The sequence below is a fragment of the Bacillus sp. LJBV19 genome (assembly GCF_017797845.1).
In the GTDB taxonomy this organism is placed as follows: Bacteria; Bacillota; Bacilli; order Bacillales; family Bacillaceae; genus Bacillus; species Bacillus velezensis.
This window is the reverse complement of sequence record NZ_CP072563.1, coordinates 521,592-534,625: the sequence shown is the minus strand read 5'-3', so window position 1 is coordinate 534,625 and position 13,034 is coordinate 521,592. Positions and strand designations below refer to the sequence as shown.

Sequence of the window (13,034 nt, the reverse complement as noted above, 5' to 3'; positions counted from 1 at the left end):
ACCCTCCACAACCATTAATCAAAGTACGGGATTATCAGTATATTGTTCCCTGATTGTTATACAGCGCATTTCCTTTCATAAGCTTTTTAATCCCTTCGGTGTAATAAGGCAATCGTTGACTTGCCTGTTCAATATCAACCCATTCTATTTTCAATATTTCTTGCTTTTTAATTCCTTCTTTCCCTCCTGTAACTTTTGCTTCAAATGTAAAAAATATGGCGTGATGATTTCTCTTTATAAATTTCGCTTCATTAACAGCTAGTATATTCCCAATTTCAACTTCCAGCCCTGTTTCTTCATATACCTCACGTACAGCTGCTTCTATTAGATTTTCATTAAGCTCAACTTTTCCGCCTGGAAGTGACCAATGCCCCTCATGATTATCTACCATTACTATCTGATTGAACTCATTTCTAATCAATGCGTATACAACTTTAACTTCTTCCATATGACTCTCCTTTACTAAAAATATTTTTTAACCGCTTATTTATTTTCTATATATTTACTATAAAGAATATAAAGGGATATAACAGCTGTTTTTTTGTAATACATCAAACTTACAACCGTTCAAGCGCATCATTTGTATCGTTTTAGAACCTTTTTTAAAAACGACAGTCTATTGAGCAGAGCAAATAAGAGTAAACTTTAAAAATAAAAGAGACCATAAAAAATACCAAAGGCCGTTACACCCTTGGTATCATTGAGATGCAGCCGGGAGGACTTACGCTTCATGGGTTTTTCAACCACGGGAGCCTCGCACTGCTTTTAAACATAAGATACTATTCCTTACTTCCAAGCGACCATATCACCACCGGAATTAATAATAACGATAATATCCCTCCGCCAAGTGATAATGTCAGGTAATTGGCACCTGCTACGACCATTCCGGACAAGGCTCCGCCGGCGGCTTCGGACAACGCAATCAAAACATCCACAGTACCTTGGGTTTTAGCCCGTGTTGACGTTTCAGTTGAATCAACAATCAGTGCCGTTCCGCTTATCAAACCAAAATTCCATCCTAACCCGAGCAAAGACAGAGCAATGACCATAAGAATCATAGAATCTCCCGGTGCAAATGCCGATATAAGCCCTGCCAAAAGCAGCGTCATTCCGGAAGATACAGCCATTACAGTACGGCCTAATTTATCCGCAAGCACACCTGTCACCAAAGAAGGGAGATACATGGCGCCTATATGAAAACCGATAACAAGACCTACCGCTCCTAAGCCATGGCCGTGATGTCTCATATGGACCGGTGTCATTGTCATAATAGCAGTCATTACAATTTGAGTAAGAATCATAACCGCCGCGCCCGCAATAATACCTTTTTTGTTCTCTGTGTGTTCGTCGGCGGTCACTTGTCCTCTATCATCAGGTGTTTGGCCGGCCATTTCTATTGTTCTTGCTATGACTAAAGGGTCAGGACGTAGCATGATGAAAAGAGTAACACCTGCCAACATATATGCTGCCGCCGCTAAAATGAATGGACCCGCCAGTGACGGAACACCAATGGAGCGAGCGAAGTTCCCCATTACATTCACTAAATTCGGGCCTGCAACGGCACCGAATGTGGTAAAAACCATAGTCATACTGACAGCAGTCGCCCGCTGTTTATGATTTGCCAAGTCCGTACCCGCATAACGGGCCTGCAGATTTGTCGCTGTTCCCGCACCATAAATAATCAAAGAAGCAAACAGCAGAAACACACTATTTAAAATAGCCGCAATGATGACTCCTATCGCTCCCAGTCCGCCAATCATAAATCCGGCTGAAAGACCTGTCCGGCGGCCGTAACGCTGAGAAAGCCTCCCCACAAATAACGCGGCGCCTGCTGATCCTAAGGTAAATAAAGCAGAGGGCACACCGGCAAACGCATCTGTACCAAGCATTTGCTGTGCAATAAGAGCACCGACAGTCACTCCGGCCGCCAACCCTGCGCCGCCGAAAATTTGTGAAAGACTGACGACAAACAAAGTACGCTTATATAAGCTTTTTTGTTTATCAGGAGAACCTATGAATTGCTCCAATAATGCCGATTGAGTATCTGACCCTTTTGCACTGTCTTTGTGAAGCATAATCCGACCTGCCTTTCTATAACCTCCAACAGATTTGGATTATCATAACACGCACAAAAAAACCATACAATAAAATAATTGTATGGCGGACAATATTAGATGTGCTCATCCAGCAGGCGTTTAAGAATCAGCAGTCCCTGCTCAAGCTCCCCAAGCGTTTTCGGTGCACAGACAGACACCCTTACAGCCTTTTCCGGACAACTGTTCCCGACGACAAAACGTTCAGCCGCGTATACTTGCACTCCATGCTGTGCGGCTGATTTTTCAAATGCAGCACCTGTCATATTTCCGGGTAACAGTAACCATCGAAAGATTCCCGTCTCAGCACCTGCACACGCATAGCCGGTTAAATATTGATCGACCATTTTGTTTCTGCGAATAGTCTGTTCACGATGACTGTCAATTAAGATTTCAAATTGATTCGATACGATCGTCCGTGCAGTGAGTTCTGCTAACAGCGGGGAAACGGTTATATTTAAATTGTAAAGCGCCTTTGAAATCGGCTCCTTATATTGACTCGGGACGGCGACATACGCCATCCTTAACCCTGGTGCCAGTGATTTTGATAAACCGGCAATGTGAATGACCTGTTCCGGTGCAAATGATGCGATGGCCGGAAGCGGATTCTTGCCAAGAAGATGGTACGAGGCATCTTCAATAATGAATTGGTTATATTTTTTTGCAATTTTCGCGATCATTTTTCGATTCTCAACAGACATAAAGGACGCTGTCGGATTATGATAATCCGGGATGAGGTAGATGCCTTTAATATTTTCATTTTTACACGCATATTCAAATGAGGCAGGGCTCATCTCATTGTTCTCTGATTTGATCGGCACAATCTGCACACTCAGCATCGAAGCGGCAGTTTTCAAGCCTGGGTATGTATGGTGATCAACTCCAATGCGGTCTCCTGGTTTACAAAGACTCGCCAATGCCGCGGCAATCGCATTTTGCCCGCCGTTTGCAAATAAAATGTGATCAACGGACGTTTCAAATCCGCCTCTTCGAATCAGCTTAACAGCCGCATCTTTCTGCCAAAGACTTTCACCCGTCCGGCCATAGCCAAACCACTTTTCATAATCTTCCTCTTGCAGCATACTTTTCAGCTGGAGCAGCAGCGGCTCATAAGAAGCCTGATCCGGAAGCGTCGCCCCCATTTCAATCAGATGCTTCGGCTTTGTATCTTCCAGCAGATACGCATTCGATAACGCATCATAAGCAACAAAAGTCCCGCTCCCGACAGAGGCACTCAGCAGACCCTTTAACTCGCAGACTTTAAAAGCCTTTGAAATGGTGCTTACATTTAAATCCAAAAAATCAGCCAGTTCTCTCTGAGGAGGCAGTTTGGTTCCGGGTAATAAAACTTCTTGTAATATATCCTGTTCTAATTTCTCTGCAATCGCTTTATAAATGGGTTTTTCCGTTTTATCAATCGCCGGCTTCCAGCTCATCGGATAGTTTTCAAAAGAATTGATCGGCATGATATGCATCCTTTTTCATTCAATTATATGATCACACTGTTTATAAAACAATTTTCACTTAACAGACGCAAAAGTTGACATAAAAAAAAGCCAAAGGCGGTTAAACCTTTGGCATGATTGATACGCCGGGAAAAATTGAACTTTCATCAGAGATATCAATGATGAGAAGAGCTTTTCTGTACGACACTCTTTATCTTCACTCTTTATCTCGATTTGTATTCCTTGATGTTCCCGTTTCCTTAGTTAGAAGAAAGATCACTAACGACATCTAATAATACATTGACACCTGCAGCCAAGTCATGATCTTTCGTGTATTCTTCAGGATTATGGCTGATCCCCTCTATACTTGGAACAAAAATCATAGCCGTCGGACAGATGCGGGCCATCATTTGTGCATCGTGCCCGGCACCGGATGTCATCCGTTTTGATTCCAGTCCCCGTTTATTTGCAGCCCGCTCAATTAATGCAACAATGTTTTTATCAAATACAACGGGATTGAAACGGACTAATTGTTCAGATGTGATAGATACGTTTTCAGCCTCTTCCAAATCTTTCAGGTAATCGGCCAGTGCTGATTCTTCTTCTTGAAGTCTCTTTTCGTCCGGATCCCGCAAATCAACTGTAAGTGCTGCCAATGATGGAATGACATTGATAGCATTTGGCTCAAAACTGATTGTTCCGACCGTGGCGACAGTTTGGCCGTTAGACATATTGGCACGTTTGCGCAAATACGTTATGATTTGTGCGGCTGCATGCCCGGCATCCTGACGCATATCAGTCGGAGTTGTCCCGGCATGATTTGAAACGCCTTGAACCGTTATACGCTGCCACGAAATCCCTTGCAAATTCTCAACGGCACCGACCGGAATGCCTGTTTTGTCTAAAATCGGCCCCTGCTCAACATGAAGCTCAATAAAGGCGTGCGGTGTTAAAAAGCCGGGCTTTTCTGTTCCCTCATATCCTATACGCTTAAGTTCTTCACCCAGTTTCGTCCCATCCGTACCGCGGGTCTGAAGCGCCTTTTCTAAAGAAAGTCCTCCGGCGAATACGAGTGATCCCATCATATCTGGAGTATATCGCACACCTTCCTCATTGGTAAAAGCCGCAATGACAATCGGACGCTCCGGTTTGAAGCCGGACTCCTTTAAAGTGTTTATGACTTCAAGTCCCGAAATAACCCCGTAACATCCATCGTAAATACCCGCGTTGATGACCGTGTCGATATGAGAGCCGATCATAATGGGCGCATCATTATTCTGATCAGAACCGTACCATACCCCGAAAATATTTCCGATTTTATCAATCATAACCTCTAAGCCTGCTTTTTTCATCCATGTTACCAATAAGTCCCGTCCCGCCTTATCTTCATCGGAAGCAGCTAACCTTGTGAGTCTGTCATTGCGGTCACGTCCGATTTCACCAAGCTCCTTAAGACGGCTGAGTAAACGTTCAGAATTCATGTAAAGGTTCACATGTTCAGATGCCATTTTGCATTCCTCCCTGCACTGAGTCAATCGCTTCATTGATATAACAATAATGTTATGATATATAAGAATTCATCATCTTAATACCAATATTGGATTTAAAAATATAAGTATATTGAGGTGTTTAACATGCAAACGCAAAACTTTCTGATGGATGACAGTCTGCAAGATTTGACGAAACACCATACAATTGTTATGCCGGTTGCTTGCTATGAAAAAACCATTAAGAACCATTTGCACGGATATATTCCCCTTCATTGGCATGATGAAATTCAATTCGTGCTTATAATAAAAGGAGAAGCGCTGTTCCAAGTAAATGAGGAATGGGTGGTTGTCCATCAAGGCGACGGGCTGTTTATTAACAGCGGCTGCCTGCATATGACAAAGGAGCATGGCAGTTCAGATTGTCTTTATATCTGTTTAAATGTCTCCCCGCATTTCGTTTTATCACAGGAACTCTACACGACCTATGTAAAACCTTTGATTCACGCAACGAATGTCCCTTACTTATATATCCACGCAGACGACCCTTTAGAAAAAAACATTCTGAATGCTGTATTAGAGATCCACAAATGCATCGAGCAAAAATCCCTCTTTTATGAAATAGATATCACGATGAAACTTACGTCTGTTTGGAAACACTTAATCGCCAATTGCTTCCACCTTGAATGTATCGAAACAGAATGGTTGAAGAACCAAAGGATGAAGAATATGCTGAGCTGGATCCATCAGCATTATGCTGAAAAAATCACATTGGAGGATATTGCGAAAGCCGGGCAGCTAAGCCGTTCTGAGTGCTGCCGCTATTTCAAGCGCTTTTTAAAATGTTCTCCGTTACACTACGTTATAGATTACAGAATTCAAAAAAGCTTATATTTATTGCAGCAAAGAGATGCGAGTGTGACAGACATTTCTTATCAAGTTGGTTTTAACAGCACAAGTTATTTCATCAGCAGGTTCAGACATGCCATGAAGATGACGCCGCTGGCTTATAAAAAACAAAAAAACAAAGAAAGACAGCACTGACTGATTCAGTAATTGCTGTTTTTCTTTGTTTCATGTGTTTTAGGATAAGCGAATTTTAACTAATTCCGCAAAATACGCTGCACCGGTTAAAAGAATGTCATCATTAAAATCATATGACGGGCTGTGTAATGGAATATGGCCCTTTTGATCATGCTCATCACCATTGCCAAGAAAAACAAATACACCGGGAACCTTCTCTAAAAAAGCCGAGAAATCTTCTGAAATCATCATCTGATTTATGTTAGAAGTGACATTCTCTTTTCCGGCTGTTTTGGCAGCAGCTTCAACAGTAAACCCGACATATTCTTCCCAATTCGTCGTTGGAGCAAATTCATGTGTATACTCAAACTGACACTCCGCACCATGCATCTCACAAATCCCGGAACTGATAGTCCTCATTTTTTCTTCGAGAAAACGTCGGGTGTCAGGAGAATAACTTCGCGTATCACCTTTGATTTCCACATAAGTCGGAATCGCATTCCTCACCCCGTCTGTTACGATTTCCGTACAGGATATAACGGCAGGAACGCTTGGATCTAAATTTCTGGACACAATAGTCTGTAAGGCGAGAATAATTTGCGACGCTATGACCAATGGATCAATACTCATATGAGGGCGGGCTGCATGAGCGCCTTTTCCTTTAATCCGGATGACAAAGTTATCTTCACCGGCCATAATTCCCCCGGGGCGGGTTGCAAAAGTACCCGCCGGCAATCCAGGCATATTATGCAATCCGTAAATTTCATCGAGCGGAAATTGTTCAAAAAGTCCATCCTCAATCATGGCCCTCGCACCCTTGCCCGGTTCTTCCGCCGGTTGAAAAATAAAACACACGGTGCCGTTAAAATGTTGTCTTTTACTCAATATTTTAGCTGTCCCAAGAAGGATTGCCATATGTCCGTCATGACCGCAGGCATGCATTTTCCCTTTATTTTTAGACACATACGAATGATCTGCTGCTTCAGTGAAGTGTAATGCGTCCATTTCCGCTCTGATTCCTATAACCTTTGAACCTTCTCCCGCTTTTAAGGTGGCGACTATACCTGTTCCGCCCAGACCCGAACAAACGCTTACTCCCATTTTTTTTAATTCTTCAGCAATATACACTGAGGTCATGTGTTCTTCAAAAGCTGTTTCAGGTATCATGTGGAGGTCATGTCTCCATTTTATTAATTGATCTTTCATTGTGATATCATTCATAAAGACCACTCCAATATAATCATTAAATAGAAAGCGTTTACATAAATAATTAAAATAAAGCAAAAATAATTGCCGAAACAGTGATGACACCAATAATCGCAACAAAAACATTACTGATTTTATTTCGATACATTTTTAATACTGGCAGCTTACGAATGGCATACATAGGGAGCAGCAATAGAATAACAGCCCCTATCGGTCCGCTGATGCTTTCAATGATGCCTAGAATACTTGGGTTGATATAAGCTATTAGCCAGCAAGTGACAAACATAAAAAACAGAATGATAAAATCTGTTTTTTTCTTATTATTTCTTGATGGAAAAACCTCAACAATGATATCCCGCATGGCCTCATAGGCTCCTATATAATGTCCTAAAAAGGATTTCGTAATTGCGACAAATGCGATAATCGGGGAAAGACAAGCAATAAACGCTGAATGAAAATGGTTGGCGAGATAAGTGAGAATTGAGATGTTTTGTTTCTTTGCCATAGCAAGATCTGCCGGCGACAAACTGAATACACAGCTGTATACAAAAAATAAAACAGTAAGTATCATCAATATATAACTGTATTTTTGTATTTGGGCACATTTATCATCAGCAAATTTGTCTCCATAACACTGCCTTTGAGCTACAACGAATGGTGAAATCATTGAATAATGATTAAATGAAAGCACCAGGACAGGGAATGTCATCCATACCGTCATGAACATCCCTTGTCCTGATCCGGATAATGATAGGTGTGTGACATCCAAAATGGCTGTATTCCATTTAGGTATCAGATAGATCCCCATCAAACATAACGAACCTATAAATGGATAAACTAACAAACTCATAGTCTTCATGACCGCATCCTGACCAAAACGCACGATAAACAGTAATCCTGCTATCAGAAATCCGGCAGTTAAACCCCTTGGCGGCTCTGGCATGTTCATTTGATTCACAATAAAGCTTTGAGCTGTATTTGTAATGGCAACTGAATACATTAACAGGATGCTGTAAATCGCAAGAAAATAAATGACAGTGAATACTCTTCTTGCTTTCGCCCCAAAGTATTCTCCTGTCACCGCTAAAATCCCGTCTGTTGCAGAACCTGCCGATAAAACAAATCTGGCCAAAGCTCTGTGAGAAAAGTACGTAATCGGAAAAGCCAGAACAGTGATGATCATCAGAGGCAGAATGCCCCCTATTCCCGCATTAATTGGCAAAAAAAGCACGCCCGCGCCTATTGCTGTGCCAAACAGGCCTAAGACCCAAATTGTATTTTGCCTGCACCATTTAGCCGGATCTTCATAAGAGGCATTATTCGATGAAGAACTCCGGCACCGCACATCCACATCCTGTTCTATAGACATATTTATCCTCCCGAAAAAAGAATGTCATGCTCTGGAACATCACGAATTACCATGAAGCCGGGCAGCTTTTCACTCGTATATATTTATCCGGAATACGCGATGACTTCAATTTCAATCTGTACATCTTTAGGCAACCGGCTTACTTCAATTGTGGATCTCGCAGGACGATGGTCTCCAAGATATTTACCATATTCCTCGTTAACAGCTTTAAAATCACCTAAATTTTTAAGGAAAATAGTCGTTTTCACTATATTTTCAATTTTTAAATCCTCTGATTTCAGAATGGATTCAATGTTTTTTAAAACTTGAATCGTTTGTTCCCTAATATCAGCCGGAACTTCATCCGTGTTTGGATTAACAGGAAGCTGTCCTGATAAAAATAAAAAATCTTGTACTTTAATGCCTTGAGAATAAGGTCCGATCGCTTTTGGTGCTTTTTCTGTAAAAACTGTTTTTAACATAATAATCACCTTCTCCTTATTGATGTAAAATTCTAAATATTCTTCACAAAAAAACTGAATTGCTTTCAGTTAAGAGTAATATATCACATATCTCATATTAGTCAAACGAAAAATTCATACAAAAAAGCCTGACGAGTTGTCAGGCTTTTAACTGGCTGTTTAAAATGATTCGAGTCAGACTGTTTTCCCAGTTACTCCTTATGGCATTCAGTCCTTGTTTAAGATCTTTATTCTTCAGTGCGTCTAATATTTGATTGTGTTCACTGCAGGATGCATTCATTGCGTGATTTTGACTGAAATACCGAATTTCAATTCTCTGTATTTTCGTTTTTTGTCCTTGCAGTAATTTCTGCAGTTCAGTATTATTTGAGACTTCAATGATCTTTTGATGAAAGGCATTATCCAATTCCAGCGCTTTTACCTTATCATCCGTCTCCATTATTGCATTCATTTGCTTATTTAATTTTTCCATCTCGTCTATATGATCTTGTGTAAATCTTGAAAGTGCCTGTTCAAAAGCGAGACACTCGAGAGACCAAACGACCGAGTAAACCTCTTTCGCATTTTCCAGGTCAATAGGTGCTACCACTGTCCACCGATTGGCTTTCGTTATGACAAGACCTTCATTTTCAAGCTGAAGCAGCGCCTCCCGGACCGGCGTGCGGCTGATTCCGAGTGTCTCAGATATATCTTGATTTCTCAGTCTTTCTCCCGGCTCAAGCTTACCTGTTATAATCCACTCTCTCAGAAACTGATAAGCTTCAACTTTCATAAATGTTCGTTTTAATTGGTGCTGTTGGTTCATTGTCACGTTTTCACCTCTTTAAAACATCATTTTACATGTAATATACCACATTTCAGTATATCGTTTGCGAAAAAGAAAAGTTGCTTTACATTCCGATCCATGTATAATGTGATATATCACATATTGGAAGGATGAAGAAATTTGTTTGCGAATATTGATTGGGTTTCGAATCATTTCAGATCTGATACGTTACCTCAGGAATCTTCCTATTTCTCTGCAGAGGAAACAAAAAAAGCGCTTCATTTTCATTCCGGCATTCCCGGCTATCAAGCAACACCGCTTCACTCGTTAAGAAGTCTCGCACAATATCTCGGCATAAACAGTCTTTATGTCAAAGATGAATCTAAACGCTTTAGCCTTAATGCTTTTAAAAGCTTGGGTGCTTCATATGCGATTGCTTCTTACTATAGTAAAAAACTTAAAATCGACCTTAATTCCATTCATTTTAACGAATTGGTTGAACTTGTAAAAAGCGCTCCTTCTGCTACATTTGCTACAGCTACCGACGGTAATCACGGAAAGGGACTGGCATGGGCGGCTTCCCTTTTTGGACAGAAAGCAAAGGTATATATGCCGAAAGGTTCTTCTCCCGCGAGATTGGAAGCCATTAAACATTTAGGTGCTGATGCGTACATTACAGATTTAAATTATGATGACACTGTTCAAATGGCGGCAGATTTATCTGAGAAACATCATTGGATTTTAGTTCAGGATACGGCTTGGGAAGGATACCAGCAAATTCCTCTCTCTATCATGCAAGGATATACAACAATTATTGCAGAAATATACAAACAAAATGAAGATTTCTTCAATACAATCAGTCATGTTATCCTTCAGGCTGGAGTGGGATCTTTCGCTGCTTCAATGGCAGCTTCCCTATTAAATGTAAAAAGCGGGAATAAGCCCAAAATCTCCATAGTTGAACCCGAAAGCGCAAATTGTCTGTACCGGTCAGCCCAAAGCGCCTCTGGATCACCTGTCCGAGTATACGGTGATCTTTCTACAATGATGGCTGGGCTTGCCTGCGGCGAACCCAACCCATTCGGTTGGAACATTTTGAGAACATGCAGTGATTATTTCTTTTCCTGTAATGACAAGATAAGCGCATTGGGGATGAGAATATTGGGTAATCCTATTGATCCGGATCCGAAGATTATTTCTGGTGAGTCAGGTTCCGTACCATTAGGTTTGCTGCATGAGTTAAGTAAGAATACTTCAATGGAACAGATAAAGAAGAAATTAGAATTAGATCAGTCATCTAATGTGTTAATGATTAATACAGAAGGTGATACTGATCCGGAAAATTATCGGAAAGCGGTTTGGGGAACAGATCATTAAAACAACGGCAACATGTTTGTTTTAATGATTTATAAAAAGCCTTAACTTTGGGTGAAGTTAAGGCTTCCGTTATTTCCCCTTCCCGTGTGAAACTCAATCATTTAACTAGTCCCAAATTAAAGGCCTGTCAACCTCAGCAGTTCTGAGATAGTCTAAAAGCTGACCGGTATGTACGGACTCATGGTAAGCGATTCTTAATAACATGTCTCCTAGTTCGCGAATATATCCAACATCAGACCTGTCAATCTTTATATTTGTTAAATCTGTTTCGTTTAACGATTTGATGAATGTCAAAAACTCGGCCCGATACGGTTTTGCGAATTCTAATTCTTCGGTTACTGTGGTAAACGTTTTTGATTCATACGGGTTTTTAGATTCCTCTGAAGACTCATTCATTTGTTTTAGTAAAATGTGATGATAAAGAAATTCCGCTTCTACTACATGTCTTATCATTTCCTTACACGACATTGCTTCGGAATCGGGGCGCCAGTCCATTTTTTCCTCAGGTATAGCTGTCCATAACTTGATGCTTCGCCGTCTTACTTCTTCAAAATGTAAAACAATAAGGTCAATCGTATTCAAGTGTTTTCCCCCTTTTATTTTTAAATAATTCTCCTTTTTCCCGGAAAAAACCTCTTCAAATAAAAAACATATTCTTTCCCGACTCGCTGGATTGATAATCAAACCATTTTTAAGATAAGGAGATATTCATTCATCCATACAATAGACTCTGGTTGAACATATACTGAATGATAGTTTTCATCAGAAAGGAGAAATCAGCTTTGGCAAAATATCGGATCATGACCTTTGACGGGGGCGGTACCTTAGGTGCTTTAAGTTTACAACTATTGAACAGACTGGCTGAAGAAAATCCAGCATTAATAAGTCGAACCCATGTATTTGCGGGAAATTCAATCGGTTCATTTACTGCCCTTGCATTAGCAAGCGGAAGATCTCCGAAGGAAACACTTCAGTATTTTGAGGATGAAATCCTGCCCGCTTTCAGCACTTCCCGGCCGGGCGGACCTGTTTTCAATCAACAATTACCATATTCCGGTTTTATTAAAGCGGTACGAAACTTTTTCCCGCCAGGCCTACGTCTTAAAGATGTAAGAAAACGAATTGTTGTCCCTTCATTCAAATTATACTCCCCAGCACTGGATCGTTGGACGCCCGTATTATTTCACAACTTTCCCGGCTCTCCCTATTTAAATGAGAAAGTGAGTGATGTCATACTGCGGAGCAGCGGTGCTCCCGCAACGCAACGAGCCTATCAAAACTACGTGGACGGATATGTAGTGGCAACGAACCCCAGTACGGCCAGTATCGCGTTTGCGGTTGGTAAAGCCAACGTGCCATTGGATCAAATTGCGGCGCTATCCATCGGTACAGGTGAAGCCCCGACTCGGTTAAGAAGAGATACGAGGGGGTGGGGAATGGTAAGTGCGGATAACATACGTCCCGAAAATCTGAAGAACCTTCCTCCAAATTGGGGAGTCCTTTTGGACAGGTCGCCTAATGAACCTTTACTGCCATTTCTTCAGATGATCTCCGGCGGAAATGGCTACTATGAATCCATGGTCAGCGCGAACCTGCTGGGAGATCGCTTTTTCCGGTTAGATCCGCGGATTCCTAACTTCTCCAAAACAGACCCTTCCGTGGTTCCCGCTGTCATTGAAATTGCGAACAAAACCAACTTACAGCCTGTGAATACATTTATAGAGAAAAACTGGAACGACAGCCACTAAGTAAGTCAGAAGTTTACGTCATCATACAATGAACAAAAAATACCAAGGGACTCAAAACC

At 41.3% G+C, this 13,034-nt stretch carries 12 protein-coding genes; 3 read left to right on the top strand and 9 right to left on the bottom strand.

What is annotated here, in order from left to right; translation table 11 throughout:
• Positions 1-34: 34 nt before the first annotated feature.
• From J6600_RS02720 to J6600_RS02705, 4 genes are all read right to left on the bottom strand, one after another.
• Positions 35-448, bottom strand: coding sequence for an NUDIX hydrolase (locus tag J6600_RS02720; RefSeq protein WP_209387923.1), 414 nt, complete (start codon positions 446-448; stop codon positions 35-37).
• Between the two features lie 331 nt (positions 449-779).
• The gene (locus J6600_RS02715; RefSeq protein WP_209388316.1) at positions 780-2,078 is read right to left on the bottom strand and encodes an MFS transporter; all 1,299 of its coding nucleotides are present in this window, start codon (positions 2,076-2,078) and stop codon (positions 780-782) included.
• 92 nt (positions 2,079-2,170) lie between these two features.
• Positions 2,171-3,559, bottom strand: coding sequence for an aminotransferase-like domain-containing protein (locus J6600_RS02710; protein ID WP_209387922.1), 1,389 nt, complete (start codon positions 3,557-3,559; stop codon positions 2,171-2,173).
• A gap of 239 nt (positions 3,560-3,798) precedes the next feature.
• The gene (locus J6600_RS02705; protein ID WP_022552648.1) at positions 3,799-5,046 is read right to left on the bottom strand and encodes a Zn-dependent hydrolase; all 1,248 of its coding nucleotides are present in this window, start codon (positions 5,044-5,046) and stop codon (positions 3,799-3,801) included.
• A 126-nt stretch (positions 5,047-5,172) separates the two neighbouring features.
• On the opposite strand from J6600_RS02705, the gene J6600_RS02700 reads away from it, so the two are divergent.
• Positions 5,173-6,069, top strand: a complete 897-nt coding sequence (locus J6600_RS02700) for an AraC family transcriptional regulator (RefSeq protein ID WP_209387921.1) — start codon at positions 5,173-5,175, stop codon at positions 6,067-6,069.
• Between the two features lie 39 nt (positions 6,070-6,108).
• Here J6600_RS02700 and J6600_RS02695 read toward each other — a convergent pair whose 3' ends face one another.
• The 4 genes from J6600_RS02695 to J6600_RS02680 form a co-directional block, all read right to left on the bottom strand.
• Entirely contained in the window at positions 6,109-7,269 is a 1,161-nt protein-coding gene (locus J6600_RS02695) for a M20 aminoacylase family protein (RefSeq protein ID WP_209387920.1), read from the bottom strand.
• Positions 7,270-7,318: 49 nt separating this feature from the next.
• Positions 7,319-8,629, bottom strand: a complete 1,311-nt coding sequence (locus tag J6600_RS02690; protein WP_198863959.1) for an SLC5/6 family protein — start codon at positions 8,627-8,629, stop codon at positions 7,319-7,321.
• A gap of 77 nt (positions 8,630-8,706) precedes the next feature.
• The gene (locus J6600_RS02685; RefSeq protein WP_014416993.1) at positions 8,707-9,084 is read right to left on the bottom strand and encodes a RidA family protein; all 378 of its coding nucleotides are present in this window, start codon (positions 9,082-9,084) and stop codon (positions 8,707-8,709) included.
• A gap of 139 nt (positions 9,085-9,223) precedes the next feature.
• Positions 9,224-9,889, bottom strand: a complete 666-nt coding sequence (locus tag J6600_RS02680) for a GntR family transcriptional regulator (RefSeq protein ID WP_209388315.1) — start codon at positions 9,887-9,889, stop codon at positions 9,224-9,226.
• A gap of 141 nt (positions 9,890-10,030) precedes the next feature.
• Here J6600_RS02680 and J6600_RS02675 point away from each other — a divergent pair, with 141 nt between their 5' ends.
• Positions 10,031-11,227, top strand: coding sequence for a diaminopropionate ammonia-lyase (locus tag J6600_RS02675; protein WP_014416991.1), 1,197 nt, complete (start codon positions 10,031-10,033; stop codon positions 11,225-11,227).
• Between the two features lie 105 nt (positions 11,228-11,332).
• Here J6600_RS02675 and J6600_RS02670 read toward each other — a convergent pair whose 3' ends face one another.
• Entirely contained in the window at positions 11,333-11,809 is a 477-nt protein-coding gene (locus J6600_RS02670; RefSeq protein ID WP_017419205.1) for a DinB family protein, read from the bottom strand.
• A 200-nt stretch (positions 11,810-12,009) separates the two neighbouring features.
• On the opposite strand from J6600_RS02670, the gene cotR reads away from it, so the two are divergent.
• On the top strand, positions 12,010-12,975 hold the full coding sequence (gene cotR, locus J6600_RS02665; protein ID WP_032866849.1) for a sporulation hydrolase CotR: 966 nt from the start codon (positions 12,010-12,012) through the stop codon (positions 12,973-12,975).
• The last annotated feature ends 59 nt before the right edge of the window (positions 12,976-13,034 follow it).